16 protein-coding genes, 3 tRNA genes and 1 rRNA gene are annotated in these 15,667 nt (G+C 41.9%); 15 read left to right on the plus strand and 5 right to left on the minus strand.

Annotated elements, in window-relative coordinates:
* Nucleotides 1–25 precede the first annotated feature (25 nt).
* Both PHV78_01485 and PHV78_01490 read left to right on the plus strand, forming a co-directional pair.
* Nucleotides 26–96, plus strand: a tRNA-Gln gene (locus tag PHV78_01485).
* A gap of 236 nt (nucleotides 97–332) precedes the next feature.
* A complete protein-coding gene (locus tag PHV78_01490; protein ID MDD5395908.1) occupies nucleotides 333–893 on the plus strand; it encodes a hypothetical protein in 561 nt (186 codons plus the stop codon).
* Nucleotides 894–1,006: 113 nt separating this feature from the next.
* On the opposite strand, the gene PHV78_01495 is transcribed toward PHV78_01490, so the two are convergent.
* Both PHV78_01495 and PHV78_01500 read right to left on the minus strand, forming a co-directional pair.
* Nucleotides 1,007–1,762 carry a hypothetical protein gene (locus PHV78_01495; GenBank protein ID MDD5395909.1) on the minus strand — a complete coding sequence of 252 codons (756 nt, stop codon included), beginning with the start codon at nucleotides 1,760–1,762 and terminating at the stop codon, nucleotides 1,007–1,009.
* A gap of 194 nt (nucleotides 1,763–1,956) precedes the next feature.
* Nucleotides 1,957–2,331: a hypothetical protein gene (locus PHV78_01500; protein MDD5395910.1), complete on the minus strand. Its 375-nt coding sequence runs from the start codon at nucleotides 2,329–2,331 to the stop codon at nucleotides 1,957–1,959.
* Nucleotides 2,332–2,434: 103 nt separating this feature from the next.
* Here PHV78_01500 and PHV78_01505 point away from each other — a divergent pair, with 103 nt between their 5' ends.
* Together PHV78_01505 and PHV78_01510 are read left to right on the plus strand one after the other, a co-directional pair.
* Nucleotides 2,435–3,208, plus strand: a complete 774-nt coding sequence (locus tag PHV78_01505; GenBank protein MDD5395911.1) for an ATP-binding cassette domain-containing protein — start codon at nucleotides 2,435–2,437, stop codon at nucleotides 3,206–3,208.
* Nucleotides 3,209–3,315: 107 nt separating this feature from the next.
* Nucleotides 3,316–4,065, plus strand: a complete 750-nt coding sequence (locus PHV78_01510; GenBank protein MDD5395912.1) for an ABC transporter permease — start codon at nucleotides 3,316–3,318, stop codon at nucleotides 4,063–4,065.
* Nucleotides 4,066–4,123: 58 nt separating this feature from the next.
* Here PHV78_01510 and PHV78_01515 read toward each other — a convergent pair whose 3' ends face one another.
* Nucleotides 4,124–6,661, minus strand: coding sequence for a PBP1A family penicillin-binding protein (locus tag PHV78_01515; protein ID MDD5395913.1), 2,538 nt, complete (start codon nucleotides 6,659–6,661; stop codon nucleotides 4,124–4,126).
* 99 nt (nucleotides 6,662–6,760) lie between these two features.
* On the opposite strand from PHV78_01515, the gene tyrS reads away from it, so the two are divergent.
* The 6 genes from tyrS to PHV78_01545 all read left to right on the plus strand — a co-directional run bounded on the left by tyrS (nucleotide 6,761) and on the right by PHV78_01545 (nucleotide 12,046).
* Nucleotides 6,761–8,005 (plus strand): tyrosine--tRNA ligase, encoded by a 1,245-nt coding sequence (gene tyrS / locus PHV78_01520; GenBank protein ID MDD5395914.1) that lies wholly within the window; start codon nucleotides 6,761–6,763, stop codon nucleotides 8,003–8,005.
* Nucleotides 8,006–8,093: 88 nt separating this feature from the next.
* The gene (gene rpsP, locus PHV78_01525) at nucleotides 8,094–8,426 is read left to right on the plus strand and encodes a 30S ribosomal protein S16 (GenBank protein MDD5395915.1); all 333 of its coding nucleotides are present in this window, start codon (nucleotides 8,094–8,096) and stop codon (nucleotides 8,424–8,426) included.
* 166 nt (nucleotides 8,427–8,592) lie between these two features.
* The gene (locus PHV78_01530; GenBank protein MDD5395916.1) at nucleotides 8,593–8,919 is read left to right on the plus strand and encodes a KH domain-containing protein; all 327 of its coding nucleotides are present in this window, start codon (nucleotides 8,593–8,595) and stop codon (nucleotides 8,917–8,919) included.
* Nucleotides 8,920–9,276: 357 nt separating this feature from the next.
* Nucleotides 9,277–9,930, plus strand: a complete 654-nt coding sequence (gene trmD / locus PHV78_01535) for a tRNA (guanosine(37)-N1)-methyltransferase TrmD (GenBank protein ID MDD5395917.1) — start codon at nucleotides 9,277–9,279, stop codon at nucleotides 9,928–9,930.
* Between the two features lie 16 nt (nucleotides 9,931–9,946).
* A complete protein-coding gene (locus PHV78_01540) occupies nucleotides 9,947–10,177 on the plus strand; it encodes a hypothetical protein (protein ID MDD5395918.1) in 231 nt (76 codons plus the stop codon).
* 349 nt (nucleotides 10,178–10,526) lie between these two features.
* A 16S ribosomal RNA gene (locus tag PHV78_01545) occupies nucleotides 10,527–12,046 on the plus strand.
* Nucleotides 12,047–12,318: 272 nt separating this feature from the next.
* Here the strand turns inward: PHV78_01545 and PHV78_01550 are convergent.
* Together PHV78_01550 and PHV78_01555 are read right to left on the minus strand one after the other, a co-directional pair.
* Nucleotides 12,319–12,395 (minus strand) — tRNA-Val (locus PHV78_01550).
* A gap of 3 nt (nucleotides 12,396–12,398) precedes the next feature.
* Nucleotides 12,399–12,475 (minus strand) — tRNA-Ile (locus PHV78_01555).
* Nucleotides 12,476–12,597: 122 nt separating this feature from the next.
* Here PHV78_01555 and PHV78_01560 point away from each other — a divergent pair.
* Genes PHV78_01560 through PHV78_01580 form a run of 5 tightly spaced genes read left to right on the plus strand, consistent with a single transcriptional unit; the run spans nucleotide 12,598 to nucleotide 15,530 of the window.
* Nucleotides 12,598–13,302, plus strand: a complete 705-nt coding sequence (locus PHV78_01560; protein MDD5395919.1) for a DNA alkylation repair protein — start codon at nucleotides 12,598–12,600, stop codon at nucleotides 13,300–13,302.
* A complete protein-coding gene (locus tag PHV78_01565; GenBank protein ID MDD5395920.1) occupies nucleotides 13,299–13,685 on the plus strand; it encodes a cupin domain-containing protein in 387 nt (128 codons plus the stop codon). The genes PHV78_01560 and PHV78_01565 overlap by 4 nt, the downstream gene beginning before the upstream one ends.
* 30 nt (nucleotides 13,686–13,715) lie before the next feature.
* Nucleotides 13,716–14,030, plus strand: coding sequence for a thioredoxin (gene trxA, locus PHV78_01570; GenBank protein MDD5395921.1), 315 nt, complete (start codon nucleotides 13,716–13,718; stop codon nucleotides 14,028–14,030).
* Nucleotides 14,031–14,044: 14 nt separating this feature from the next.
* Nucleotides 14,045–14,968: an FAD-dependent oxidoreductase gene (locus tag PHV78_01575; protein MDD5395922.1), complete on the plus strand. Its 924-nt coding sequence runs from the start codon at nucleotides 14,045–14,047 to the stop codon at nucleotides 14,966–14,968.
* A gap of 1 nt (nucleotide 14,969) precedes the next feature.
* On the plus strand, nucleotides 14,970–15,530 hold the full coding sequence (locus tag PHV78_01580) for an L-threonylcarbamoyladenylate synthase (GenBank protein ID MDD5395923.1): 561 nt from the start codon (nucleotides 14,970–14,972) through the stop codon (nucleotides 15,528–15,530).
* Nucleotides 15,531–15,667: the final 137 nt, after the last annotated feature.

The raw sequence follows: 15,667 nt of genomic DNA on the forward strand, positions 1-15,667 counted from the left end.
TATATATCAAGTCTCTGAACAAGGCTGCGGGATCGTCTAACGGTAGGACAGCAGCCTTTGGAGCTGCCTATCCTGGTTCGAATCCAGGTCCCGCAGCCTTGTTCGGAAGTAAGTCTAACGGCCCGCCCCGTAACGCCTGAGCGTAGCGATGGCGGGCGGGTAGGACAGCAGCCTTTGGAGCTGCCTATCCTGGTTCGAATCCAGGTCCCGCAGGCTTGGACGCAAGCGCGTAGAAGGTTAGGCGTTTTATCCTTTAATTCGAGGCTTTTTGAGCCTTGATTTTTTATAAAAATTTTGCTATAGTGTAAATACAGCCATAAGGAGGCTTTATAATGAATACAATCGTAACTTCCTCCCGAAAGATGTTATGGCAGATCCTGGCTCGATTGATTCCCAGGCCTAAACTCAGGGCGCTTGGTTATGAGTATGCCTTTAGGCCCGAAAGCCTCGAGGCATTCCAACTCGTGGCCGACATCGGTCCGGCGCCTAGGTATTTTAGGCTTGAGTTTCATCCTTTCATGCATGCTGATGAGTGTCAGGCGGGCGAACCGTGGAGTGTGTCCGGCGACGAAGTGCGTCGTCGGGCCTTAGGAGAAGAGGGCGAGGCAGCTGGTCAGGCTATTGCTGAAGTGATCATGAGAAATCCCGATGAGCTAAGGGCTCTGATTGGATCTGGTCGAGCTACCGGGCTGATCATGAGGGATGTTGATAGAGAGCAGACCATGCCTAGAACTATTCTTTTCCCGGCCACGGTTTGGCAACACAAGGACGGCACTCAGTTCGTTCTCGCCATAATCTGTCCGGGAACCAGGCGCCAGAGACTGGTGTTTATTTCCTTGAATCAGCAATTCTGTGGGCCAGGATGTTGCACCGCGCATTTTCGGGCGAGATAGCTCATCCGTCTAGCTCCTGCCGTTTCATTGCGGCGGGAGTCTTTATATTTTTTTAATTTTAAAGAATAAAGAAAGAGGCCCGCAGGGGCCTCTTCTGGTTTATATCTGCTCGATCAACCTCCAATGATCGTGCCGATGAACTCCTGGCCTTCCAGGAGCTTCTTCAGATTGTTCAGGTCACCGGAGACGACCGCGACCTGGATGTTCCACTGCCGGGCCAGTCTGCTGGCTACTGGGTCGAAGGGGGTCGAAAGTCCGGGCGTCCATTCTTTGGGAATGAAGCTCAGATATTGCTCCCAGGTGAGATGGTCGAACGGCTTGGCGCTTGGGTGCTTCCGGGGGTCTTTATCGAAAACTCTGAGAACGTTGCTCACGTTGATGACCAGGTCGGCCATTGCCGTGCGGGCCCTCTCCACTGCGCACCAGTCTGTCGAACGGCCCGGCTTAAAACCGTGGCCGATGATTACTGGCTTGCGAGTCTTTACCGCAGCCGAGGGATCTCTGATCAGCAGACGATAGGCCTGATTTCCCAGGGCTACCTGCAAGAGTCGCGCGTTGAGCACCGTAGCTTCGATACCCACCTGGTCTCGCAGGGCGAGAACTTGCCGGGCCTTAGCCAGGCCGTTGTACCGAGAGCTTCTTTGCGCAAGCATCTCGGCAACCCGGTTATAGGCTCTGGCGGTTGATCCACCACCGACCGTGACCAAATACTGATGGTCGCAGCTATGGTCGATCAAGAGCTCAGCGAACGTGTGGACGAACCAGGGGTCTAGGCTGATGCCCATACCCCGTTTAACGGTCACCTTCGGGTTAACCATCGAGCCTCCCAAAGAGACGGAGACCCGTCGGCCTACTTTCAGTATTGGCACTAATCCTCCTTTACGGATTTCTATGTTGATATTGAAATAATAGCGTTTTTTGCTTGATTTGTCAAGGGATTTAATTAAAAAATTTTAATATTTTTTAATTAAATTTTTGATAACATAAAAACCGTGAGTTAATCGCGGTTTTGTTTATAAGCGAACCCTCGGGCAGGACGCCCGAGGGGTTGAAATGAACTCTGCTAGACTGCCAGGATGGTTCCTTCAACCACCCCTTTATTGAAGACGAGAGCAACGCGAGCGAGTCGCGCCAGTGTCTTGTTGCCAGGGTCGACGTCACGGACCTTTCGGCCATCATGGCACTCCAGTTGACCGAAGAGGGTCAGCACTCTCTCGTCACTGGCCGCCAGCGGAGAGAGACTTCGAATGCGGATGCCGATTCTTCCGTATTCGCTCTGGAATGTTACGATTGGCTCCTTCGCCGGCGAACAGACCAAGAGCGTCATTCTGGTTATGAAGGCCACTGCGTCAGGGGAGTAGGTCACGGCTACGCCGAGAGACAGCGCACCTTGCAGCACGTCTAACTTTTCCTTCGCTGGGCTATCTGTTGTTGGCATAGATCCTCCTTTGTATGATTATATTATATCATTTCTTTGGCCTTTGTCAATAGACTGCTTGTCAGGTATATTTTTATCTGTTATAATCCTATTTATTGTTTTTATGATTGAAGTTAAAAATTTAGTGAAAAAATTCGGTAATTTTGTCGCAGTTAATAATATCTCCTTTTCAATAGACAAAGGAGAAATTTTTGCATTTTTGGGGCCAAACGGGGCCGGTAAAACTACAACTATAAAAATGTTGACCACCCTGCTTCATCCGACTAGCGGCGAGATACTTTTAAACGGTTATAATCCGCTAACGCACCCCAGTCAAGCTCGCTGCTCTTTTGGTATAGTTTTTCAAGATCCGAGCCTAGACGATGAATTAACGGTTTGGGAAAACCTAGACTTGCATGGCGTTTTATACAGCGTGGAGAAGAAAATTCGCCGTGAAAGAATGGAAAATTTACTAAAATTAGTAGAGCTTTGGGACAGAAAAGATAGTTTGGTTAAAACATTTTCTGGCGGTATGAAGCGGCGTCTAGAAATCGCCCGCGGGTTAATTCATCATCCGACGATTTTATTTTTAGACGAGCCAACGCTTGGCCTTGATCCGCAGACCCGCAATCATATTTGGAATTATATAAAAGATTTAAACGCTAAAGAGAAAATTACAGTTTTTTTAACCACGCATTATATGGACGAGGCGGATAAAATGGCTAATAAAATTGCCATTATTGATCAGGGTAAAATCAGTGCCCAGGGAAGTTCGGCGGACTTAAAAAAACAAACAGGCAAGGATTCTTTAGAAGAAGCATTTTTAACTTTAACCGGCCATAATATTCGCGAGGGGGGCGCGGATAAACTAGCCATGATGAGAATGTTTCATAGATAGGAGTTTGGGTTACTCCGCCTTGGCGGAGTGCTCAAAATTATACCTGCCTGCCGGCAGGCAGGGAAAAAATTTATTCACTTCATTCTAAATTTTTTAATAATTTTGGCATGCAAGTTATTTATATTCTTTGGTTAAGACAAATTAAAAGATATTTACGGTCAAAATCGAGAATTGTCGGCTCGCTTGGTCAGCCTTTATTATTTTTAATTGCTTTAGGTTTTGGGTTCGGACCGATTTATCAGCAAGCTGGCGGTGGTAATTATTTGCAATTTTTAACGCCGGGCATTATTGCCATGAGTATTTTATTTACCGCGCTATTTTCCGGTATTGAAATAATTTGGGATCGGCAGTTCGGATTCTTAAAAGAAACCATGGTTGCTCCGGTTTCTCGCCTTAAAATTATGCTTGGCCGGACCTTGGGCGGCGCTACCGTGGCCACTTTACAGGGCTTGATAGTTTTTATTATTTCTATGCTAATAGGCTTTCACTCAGAGAGGCCAGCTTTGATTCTTTTAACTGTTTTTATAATGTTTTTTATCGCGCTTTTATTTGCTTCGTTGGGTACCGTCATTGCCGCTTTGCTGAAAGATATGCAAGGATTTCAATTGATTATGAATTTTTTGGTTATGCCAATCTTCTTCTTGTCCGGCGCGCTTTTCCCACTCAAAGGCTTGCCGCCCGCGATTGGCACCATTACGAGGTTTGATCCGCTTTCTTATGGAGTAGACGCCCTAAGAGGGTCCTTGATTGTTGGTGGCAGTCATTTCGGTCTGTTAACCGATTCGATAGTGCTGGTTTTAATCGTAGCTGCTTTGCTTTATTTGGGCAGTTATTTATTTTCCAAAATGCAGGCTTAAAAATTTAGTAAAACTAAAATCGGTTTTTGTTAAACCGATTTTTAATATATATAATTTATTAGAAAGCAACAGGAACAGGATTAACCAAATTAATATTAACCATTGCTTCGTTATTATTATCAATGTCGTCGTAGGCTACAATTTTTATTTGATGAGGGCCGGAAGAATATCCGCTTACATTTATAGGGCATGACCAAGGAGCACTATAAGAAATAGCAGCTTGATTATTATCAAGGAAGCATTCGACGCGGTTAATTCCGCGCGGCGCGAAAGCGGCGATGTTTACATTAATTAATTGATCGCTAACATAGGCTGCTTCGCTTGGGGAGGTGATAGTGACTGATGGTTTATTGGCCAAGGTGTGTACGTCATCATATTCGGTTGGCGGCAAATCAGCTTTAATATTATTTTTTGTCATCCAATTACGCACGGCTTCTTCCCAGCGGCTATATTGGGGGTCGCTAGACGGATTTATTGGGACTGGGCCGTTAGGATTGTTCTTGTCGACGTATTGCAAAATACTATGATAATCATGATAAGATTTTTCTATAATATAACTAGCGGGCGTTAACTCGGTCGCCAGTTTGCCCGACGCTTTATCAATTTTGACCATAGTTTTTCCAGGAACATCGCCAATTAACACTGGATTGCCAGGGTTAACCGGATCTGGCGAGGTAAAATATTCAATAGGTGAATTTGCCAAAGCGCGAACCATGAAATTATGCCAAATCGGCGCAGCTACTACAACGCCATCAGCCTGTTTTTTCATTTGAGCGTTGTCATTATTGCCAACCCAAACTCCGCAGGCTAAACTCGGCGTAAAACCCATAGTCCAACCATCAACCCAATCATTGGTCGTGCCTGTTTTGGCCGCGACTGGTCGGTCGCCCAAATAAAGAGGCGAGTTGGCGCCGAATATAAATGTTCGGGCCTGGTTATCAGTTAAAATACTATTAGTTAATCGGGCCACTTGCGTCGGCAAAACTTCCTCAGGTTGATAGTCACTATTCTTCCACTCTTCCAAGACGTTTCCTTGGCTATCTTCAACTTTCAAAATTGCGCTGGTGGTAATTTTTTTGCCCTCACGCGCCAAGGTGGCAAAGGCTTGAGTATGCTCTAATAATTTTACTTCTGCTCCGCCCAGAGCTAGCGATAAACCATAACGACTCGGATCGTTCAGGGTCGTGTAGTCCATTTTTTGCGCTAAGTTTAAAACATTATTTACGCCAGTTAGGTATAGAGTTTCTACGGCAGGAATATTAAGCGATCCGGCCAGGGCTTGGCGCATAGTGACGGGCCCGCGTTCTTTGCCGTCATAATCATGCGGGATATAATTTTTTCCATTTGGCCCGGCTGGACCAAAATTAGTTTCAACGTCAAAGAGCGGCGTATCTGGTGTATAGCCCTTTTCAAAAGCGGCACTATAAATGATTGGTTTGATTGATGAGCCGGGTTGTCGCGGGCTTAGGGTCACATTAACTTGTCCATCAATAGAGTCATCAAAGAAATCTTTAGAGCCGACCATAACCAGAATTTGTCCAGTTTTAACATCAAGCGCCACCATGGCCGCGTTATTGGCGCCAAAGTTTTTTGCGTTTTTTTCTGCCTGTTTAGTCACTTCTTCTTCAGCAATTTTTTGTTTTTCAACGTCGAGCGTAGTTGTGATTTTCAGTCCGCCCTGTTCTACCAAGCGTGTGCCGTATTTTTCTGATAATAATTCTTTGATATACATGACAAAATGAGGCGCTAAGATGCTTTCATGTCTGGGCGCTATTTTTTTAAGCGTATCAATATTCTTTGCGGCTTCGGCGCGTTCGTTATTAATATAACCATCTTTAACCATTAAATCTAAAATAAAATTTTTGCGGCCGACTAGCTCGTCGCGATGTTCTCCGTTAGGCGAATAATAGGTCGGTGCTTTGGGTATGGCCGCCAAAAGAGCCGATTCATCCAGGGTCAGGTCGCGGGCTGATTTAGCAAAATACATTTGGCTGGCCTCTTCAATGCCATAGGCATTGGAACCATAGGGAATCTCATTAAAATACATTTGTAAAATTTGATCTTTAGAGAATTTTTTTTCAATTTGATAGGCTAACAACAATTCTCTAATCTTTCTCGTATAACTTTTAGTATTGGTTAATAGGGCATTTTTAATGAATTGTTGGGTAATCGTTGAACCGCCTTGCGCTTTTCTTAAATTGATAATATCGGTAATAACGGCCCGAACGATACCCCTTAAATCAAAGCCGGGGTGTTTATAAAAATCTTTGTCTTCAACTACGATAGTGGCGTAAACCACGTCGCGAGGAATATCTTGGAGGGGAATAAGTGTGCGGCGTTGATCGGTAAAAATTTCATAAAGTAATGTTTTGCCGGTGCGGTCATAGATTTTAGTGCTTTGAGCGATCGACCGATCCAATAATTTATTCGGATTAGGCAAGGTGATGCCTAGCCAGACAAAATTTAAAATTAAAAAAACTACGCCCAAAATAGCCAAAAGTAAAATAAAAAGAAATAATCTTTTCATTATTCCGCCTTTGACCTTATGAACGCCTTTAATGGCTTGGCTTCTCCAGTTTGACAGTTTTTTCTTCATAATAAAGATTTAACGCGTTTAGTATAACAGAACAAAAATTTAAGGCAAGCGAGCTTGCCAGTTGACCTTATTTCTTAAATCCGTTATATTTTAAATAATATGATAAATACAGATCAAGTTAAAATTGAGCAATTACTTAGCCGTGGCGTTGAAAATGTTTATCCTAATCGCGAATTTTTGGCTAAACTTTTATCATTGGGCAAACGATTGACCTTATATACTGGTTATGACCCGACTGCGCCGACCCTGCACATTGGCCACGCTATTACTATGTTAAAATTGCGCGAATTTCAGGATTTGGGACATAAGGTTATTATGTTGATTGGAGATTTTACCGGTATGATTGGCGATCCGACCGACAAGAGCGCGACGAGAAAACAATTGACGCGGCAACAGGTTTTAAATAATTGCCAAGAATATAAAAAACAAGCTTCGACTATTTTAAATTTTAAAGGCAAAAATCCGGTTGAAGTAAAATATAATAGCAAGTGGCTGGCAAAATTAAACTTTGCTGATGTTTTGGAGTTAACTTCCCATTTTACGGTTCAGCAAATGTTAGTTAGAGACATGTTTCAAGAAAGAATGAAACAGTCGCGGTCAATTCATGTTCACGAATTTTTATATCCGGTGATGCAGGCTTATGACTGCGTGGCTATGGATGTTGACGGAGAAGTGGGCGGCAATGATCAAACTTTTAATATGCTGGCTGGCCGCGATTTGATGAAACAATTGAAAAATAAAGAAAAATTTGTGCTTACTACCAAACTTTTAACCGATAGTAGTGGATTAAAAATGGGCAAGACAGAAGGCAATATGATTTCTTTGTCTGATTCGGCTAAAGATATGTACGGCAAAACAATGGCCTTGAGTGATGATTTAATTGTCAGAAGCTTTGAAATCGCCACGCGCATACCCGTGGAGCGAGTCAAAGAAATAGAACGGCTTTTAAAAAGCGGTGCTAATCCGCGCGATCTTAAGGCAGAGTTGGCCTATGAAATAGTTAAGATCTATTACGGCGAAACCGAGGCTAAGGTTGCGCGAGAAGAATTCGATAAAATCTATACTAAAAAAGATTACCCAATGACGCCCGTTGTCATAAAGGCACGCGTTAAACCAGATAATCTTTTGGGTATATTATGGGAATTAAATTTATCTTTAGAATTAGGTCGTTTCCCAAGTAAAACCGAGGCTAAGCGTTTGATTGAGCAAGGGTCAATTAAGGTTAATGATCAAGTCGTGAAGGATTGGGCCAAGAAAATAGACGTGGAGAATGGTCAAAAAATAGATATTAAAATCGGAGGCAAGCATCCAGGAGAATATTCGATAACCTGGCTTGACAAATAAAACAAAGGTGATAGTATATTGAATATTAATGATATCTTCATGTAGGTATCTTTAATATTAATTAGTAAAAGCAGAGATTTTAAAAACTATGTTAGCAATTAAATTAGCTAGACGCGGCAAAAAAAATCAGCCTCTGTTTCGGTTGCTGGTTCAAGAAAAGGCCAAAGATCCATTTGGAGATTTTTTGGAAGAGTTGGGACATTGGAATCCAAAAACTAAACAAGGAGATTTTAATAAAGAGAGAATTGTTCATTGGATCTCTCAAGGCGCTCAGCCCACGCCTTCGGTTAATAATCTTTTAATTAATCAGGGAATCATTGAAGGTAAAAAAATGAAGGCCAGCAAAAAACCTCAGACCAAAGAGCAGCCCAAAGTAGAAGAAGCGAAAAAAGAAGAAGCACCTGCCGCTGAAGCCAAATAAATTTTATTTTATAAAAAATATTTTCCTAAGAGTACCAGTCTCGAATGCTTGAGTTCAACTTTTAAGCAATTCAAGTATTTTAGAAAAAGGTCGCCAGACTGGAGGCATGTTAACAGGTAGTTTTGCCATCTGCCTTAGGGCAGATTGAGCAATATGATAGAGCACTATGGCTGAGAAACATCTCGATCAAGAATTTCTTGAGAATATTGTCAAAGTGCTGGTCAATAATCCGAGCGACGTGAAAATCACCCGAACGGTTGATGAAATGGGAGTCCTTCTTTCTTTGAAGGTTAACCCGGCTGACATGGGTCAGATCATCGGCCGCGGTGGTGAGACTGCCCGCTGCATTCGATCTTTGGTCAGATTAGTCGGCTTGAAAAATAAAGCCAGAATCAACTTAAAGATCGAGGAACCGGAAGGCGGTCGAGCTCCAAGAGCTCCACGAGCCGCTCAACCGACCAGTGCTGTGACTGACGAAGAATTCAAGCTCTAAAGCGCGGTTCTTCAGAAGTGAGAATCACCCCAAAATTTGGGGTGATTCTTATTTAGCCGATTTTGTTTCCGCCTTAGCGGATTACAAAATCGAGCATCCCGTCACCGGCAGAGGCGGAGAGGGATTACCTTATAGTATATCGCTATGATGTATCGCTATTTGCAAAATAGCGGAGTTGCCAAATATATGATATAATTACATAATCTAAATAAAATTTATTTCACTATAACCCAATTCGACATAATCACTATATTTTGCCAATTTTCTTTCGCCAAAGGCGAATATAGAAAATTGAACATCCCGCCGAATCCGCCGGCTGGCGGAGAAGGCGGGACAGCCTAATTTAAAACATATTTTATGATTCAGTTCGACGTAATCACCATTTTTCCTGACATCTTTGACAACTATTTTAACACCTCAATTATTAAGCGTGCCAAGGCCAAAGGTTTGATTAAAATAAAAATTCATAATTTGCGCGATTTTGCCCTTGGCCGGCACAAATCAGTCGATGATCGGCCATACGGAGGCGGACCGGGCATGATTTTGCGCGCTGATGTGCTTTTAAGGGCGTTGAAAAAAACTTCCAAGAATAAGCCGTCGGAGAAGATAATTTTGACCAGCGCGGCCGGTAAACAATTTGACCAAAAAACAGCTTATCGTTATGCGAAATTAAAACGGATAATTTTTATTTGCGGCCGTTATGAAGGAGTTGATGCGCGAATAGAAAAATTTATTGACGAAAAAGTTTCCGTTGGGCCTTATGTTCTAACCGGCGGCGAATTGCCGGTTATGACTATGATTGATGCTGTTACTCGTCTTATTCCGGGCGTCATCAAAGAGGAGTCGTTGAAAGAAGAAACATTTACTTCTTCGGCGGCAGAATATGCCCAGTATACGCGGCCGGAAATTTTGACCTTTCGCCAAAAAAACGGTAAAATAAAAACATTAAAAGTGCCAAAAATATTATTAAGTGGTCATCATAAAAATATTAAGGACTGGCGAAATAAATAATCATTAAAAAATATTTATGCCTGAAGTTTTAAATGCTGCAGAAAATATAACCGATAAAATAGAAGCTCTTCATACAAGACTAAGACAACTAGAAGATGAAAGATTAAAATTAGAAGAGGCAATGAGGGCCTCTAATGACGATAGTTTTGTCGGTGAACTTAAGGAAAGGACAAGTGAGGTCATAAAAGAAGCAGAAGGGGTAAGACTAGAATTAAAAAAACTCAATGATCCGGTCTATTCTGGTTAAAAGCGTTTTTAAGACCTTTTCCACAGGGCTTGCTTGACAGAAGATCGAAATTGTCCTATAATATAAACATAAAATTTAACTATTACATTGTCACATATGTAACAGATCGGAATCAACAAGACTAGCTAAAAACTTAATAGCGGATGTTGTTGACCTCCGCTGTTTATTTTGTCCAATTTACAAAATTTAGTAATTTAGACAATCAGTTGTTCATTAACAATTTGAGTAATCGAATATTCCACCAAAGAATATTCCACTCATTTTACGACCACAACATTCATTCGTTTTTATGTTAATTTTTCCGGAGCGCTTAAATTTATTTAAGCGAGTCGGAAAATCAAATCAAATTTTTTTAGAGAATTTGATCCTGGTTCAGGATGAACGCTGGCGGCGTGTTTAATGCATGCAAGTCGAACGGTCCGCAAGGACAGTGGCAAACGGGAGAGGAACACATTGGTACGTACCCTGGAGTGGGGCATAGCTAGTCGAAAGACTAGATAATTCCCCATAATCTCTTCGGAGCAAAGTCGCAAGACGCTTCAGGAGCGGCCTGTGTCCTATCAGGTAGTTGGTGAGGTAATGGCCCACCAAGCCTATGACGGGTAGCTGGTGTGAGAGCACGACCAGCCTCATTGGGACTGAGACACAGCCCAAACTCCTACGGGAGGCAGCAGCAGAGGATCTTCCTCAATGGCCGAAAGGCTGAAGGAGCGACGCCGCGTGAATGAAGAAGCCCTTCGGGGTGTAAAGTTCTTTTGTTTGGGAACAAGCTTCGGCTGAGTGTACCAAGCGAATAAGCGTCTACTAACCACGTGCCAGCAGTCGCGGTAATACGTGGGACGCAAGCGTTATCCGGATTCATTGGGCGTAAAGGGTGCGTAGGCGGTTCGATAAGTTGGATGTTAAATCTCAGTGCTTAACATTGGGGCTGCATTCAAAACTGTCAAACTAGAGGTCGGGAGAGGTAAGCGGAATTGCCGGTGTAGGGGTGAAATCCGTTGATATCGGCAAGAACACCAAAGGCGAAGGCAGCTTACTAGAACGATTCTGACGCTGAGGCACGAAAGCGTGGGGAGCAAAAAGGATTAGATACCCTTGTAGTCCACGCCCTAAACGATGGATGCTAGACATTGGAAGTGTCGACCCTTTCAGTGTCGTTTACAAAAGATAACTCGTTAAGCATCCCGCCTGGGAAGTACGGCCGCAAGGCTAAAACTCAAAGGAATAGACGGGGAGCTGCACAAGCGGTGGAGCATGTGGTTCAATTCGACAACAAGCGAAGAACCTTACCAAGGCTTGACATGCTAGGAGTATCCCGACAGAAACGTCGGGGGACCGTTAAATCGGAGCTTAGCACAGGTGCTGCATGGTTGTCGTCAGCTCGTGTCGTGAGACGTCACCTTAAGTGGTTAAACGAGCGCAACCCCTATTTTTAGTTGCCCCCTCACTCGGTATTATTAAAAGATAGTATTGAGTGAGGGGGCTCTCTAAAAAGACTGCCGTAGATGATACGGAGGAAGGCGGGGATGACGTCAAATCAGCATGGCCCTTACGCCTTGGGCTACACACATGTTACAATGGCCAGTACAAAGGGGCGCTAAGCCGCAAGGCGGAGCAAATCCCATCAAAACTGGCCCCAGTTCGGATTGGAGTCTGAAACTCGACTCCATGAAGCCGGAATCGCTAGTAACCGTGGGTCAGCTACACCACGGTGAATACGTTCTCAGCTCTTGTACTCACCGCCCGTCAAGCCAAGCGAGCCGGTAGTACCCGAAAATCCACATTAGTGGAGATAAGGTAAGACCGGTGAGAGGGGCTAAGTCGTAACAAGGCATGGGTAGCGGAAGCTGCTCATGGATCACCTCTTTTAGAGGAAAATTTCCCTCACTTTCTAGTTTTTTTGACATCAACAGGTTAGTCAAAGATGAATATATATGATGATTTATCTGACAACACAGAAGTGCTTTAAGAAAACTAGAAAGTGAGGGAAAGTCGATTGTTTTTATCTTGCTTCGGCAGGGTAGAAACAATTTGCCCTAGTTCCAATTTTATTGGAATTATGGTAAACAAGAATGTTGTGGTCGTAAAAGTAGTGGAAATAAAAAGCAAGCTTTTGACAAGCTTGTTTTTTATTTAAAAAATGGTGGGCGCACGAGGATTCGAACCTCGGACCTTTACAATGTCAATGTAACGCTCTAACCAACTGAGCTATGCGCCCCTCTGGTGGGTGTGGGAGGACTCGAACCTCCGACCTCTTCATTATCAGTGAAGTGCTCTAACCAGCTGAGCTACACACCCATATAATTAAATCATTATAAATTATTCAGCAGATTTGTCAATTTAATTTTGTTGATAATAATTATAGGAATTATGGCTAGTTTGTCAATTGTGGGGTTTTAAATTTTTGCTATAATTAATATATGTTAAACAAAATCAAAAAAGATTTTTTAAAAGCGCAAGACAAGAAAAAGGCCAAGCTATTGGCTGGATTTTTTAAAACCGGTAAAGGGCAATATGGCGAGGGTGACGTTTTCTTGGGCATTATCGTGCCAAAGCAGCGCGCCATTGCCAAAAAATATTCTGATTTATCGCTTATTAATTGCCAAAAATTACTAAAGAGTAAAATTCACGAATATCGCTTGACAGCGCTTTTAATTTTAGTCGGACAATATAAAAAATCCGATTGGCCGAAGCGAAAAAAGATTTTTGATTTTTATTGTCGTAACTTTAAATACATTAATAATTGGGACCTGGTTGATCTCTCGGCGCCAAACATTACCGGCCATTATTTATATAACCAGAGCGGTGGACCCCTAATAAAACGCTGGATTAAATCAGATCATCTTTGGACTAAAAGAATTGGACTTTTAAGCACAGCTTATTTTATAAAGAATAAACAATTTAACGAAATTTTAAGCGCAGCCAGGTTATTATTAAAAGATCGGCATGATTTAATTCATAAAGCCAGCGGTTGGATGTTAAGAGAAGCGGGCAAAAAAGATGGTCAAGTTTTGACTAAATTTTTAGACCAAAATTTTAGACAAATGCCGCGAACTATGCTAAGATATGCCATTGAGAAGTTCCCAGAAAAAAAGAGACAACACTATTTAAAGACGTCAAAATGAAAATTAAACATATAAATTTAAATTTTTCTAAAGCTAATACTGATAAAGCAGCTAAAATTAAACACATTTCTTTGGTTAAGAACAAAGAAATTGGCTATTATGTTGCCCAGGTTGATAATTTTGTTCAGGCTCATTATCATAAAAAGGGCGATGAAATATATCATATTTTGAAAGGGCGAGGATTGATTTATCTTGGCCGATTAACTAAAAATTTAGTTCGCTGGGAAAGACCAAAAAAAATTTATAAAGATGATGTTATTTTTGTGCCGGCCGGTTACGCTCATTGTTTAATGAATTCCAGGAAAGAGCCATTAGTTCTTGCTTTTATTTGTCCGCCCTTACATTTATCGAAAGATAGAAAAGTTTTAAATAATCCCAAGTAATTTTTAAAAGTTAATCATTAAAATATTTTTATGATGTTTGACGATAAAAATTTTTTACAAGAAGTTCTAAAAGATAAGGATTTGGTCTTGGTTGATTTTTTTGCTTCTTGGTGCGGACCATGCCAGGCTTTGATTCCTATTATTGAGGAATTGACTAAAGATTATGAAGGTAAAGTAAAAATTGGTAAATTAAACGTTGAAGAATCTCTGGAAACTGCGCAAAATTATGACGTGATGAATCTTCCGACTTTGATATTTTTTAGAGACGGCAAAGAGATCGAGCGCGTATTAGGCTTTCATTCAAAAGAAGAATTAAAAGCCAAAATCGACAATCTACTAAAATAATTTTATATAATTTTATGCCGGAAAATAATTATGATTTGATTATTATTGGCACCGGTGCGGCTGGGTTAGCTGCCTCGATTTACGCTTCACGTTATAAGATTAACCATTTAGTCATCGGTCAGAAAACCGGTGGCCTGGCGGCTTGGTCGCATATGATTGAAAATTATCCCGGGACCCTGACTATTACCGGACAAGATTTAATGAATAAGTTTATGGAACACGCCAAACATTACGGCGCGCCAGTGATTGAATCGCAAGTTTTGGAAGTTAAAAAAGAAAATGATTTATTTAAAGTTACTTTGCCGGACAATAAAATTTTTTGGGCTAAAGCTTTGGTTTTAGCCTTGGGAACTGAACGCAAAAAACTCGGCGTGCCAGGCGAGCAAGAGTTTTGGGGCAGGGGGGTGACTTATTGCGCGACTTGCGATGCGCCGCTTTATAAAAATCGCACCGTGGCTGTAGTGGGCGGTGGTGATTCAGCCTTGACCGCAGCCTTGCTTTTGGCTAGCTATGCGCAAAAAGTATATTTAATTCATCGTCGCGATCAATTTGCCGGTCAAGAAATGTGGCAACATAAAGTGGCAGAAAATTCTAAAATTGTTAGCATTTTTTCGACCAATATCTTGGAAATAAAGGGTGATAAAGTAGTCAAAGAGTTAATTCTCGACCGTCCTTATGAAAACAGCACATCGCTGCCAGTTAACGGAGTTTTTATAGAGATTGGTTCTACGCCCAGTATTTATTTAACTAAACAGCTTAACATCGACCTAGATGATCATCAATATATAAAAGTAGATAATAATAACCAAACCAATCTGGAAGGAGTTTTCGCCGCTGGCGACGTAACTAACCAAAACCATTTGAAGCAGATTTTAACGGCAGCCAGTCAGGGGGCAGTGGCCGCTTATAGCGCTTATAAATTTTTGTTTAAAAAATAATATGTTGGTTTTGCCAGTCTCGCCGAAAAATATCAAGTTAGCCAGGCAAATTATCAAGAAGGGCGGGATTATCATCTATCCGACCGACACGATTTACGGCTTAGGCGCTGACATTTTTAATCAGCAAGCCGTTAAAAAAATCATAGACATTAAAGGCAGAAAGAAGACAAATCCGATTTCAGTGATGATTTCGGATTTTTTGCAAATAAAAAAAATAGCCTCAGTAAACGCGCGACAAGCTAAAATAATTAAAACATTATTGCCCGGGCCGTTTACAGTCATTCTAACCAAGAATAAATCAATTTCTGATCTATTAACCGCTAAGCGCAAAACAATTGGTGTTCGCTGGCCAAAATTAAAAATTTGTCAGGCTTTGGCAAAAAATTTGCCGATTACTACCACTAGCGCCAATTTATCAGGTCAGCCGAATACTTTAAGCGTAAATAAATTAAATAAAATTTTTAAAAACAAGGTAGATTTAATGCTAGTTGGCGGAAAAATGTCTGGTCGCGCTTCGACTATTATAGATTTGACGGTTGGGCCATTTAAAATTTTGAGATAAATTTTTTTAAAAGGCAAAAAGAGCCCTTGGGGGCTCTTTTTTGTTTTCTTGACAAAAAATAAAATTTTGCTAAGATTTAAACTTCTTTACAAGGACCTAACAAGGAGCTATCGTGGCGAAGCGACGTTACTTGTCTG

The sequence above is a fragment of the Patescibacteria group bacterium genome, assembly GCA_028715115.1.
Taxonomy (GTDB): Bacteria; Patescibacteriota; Patescibacteriia; order UBA2591; family UBA4787; genus JAQUSN01.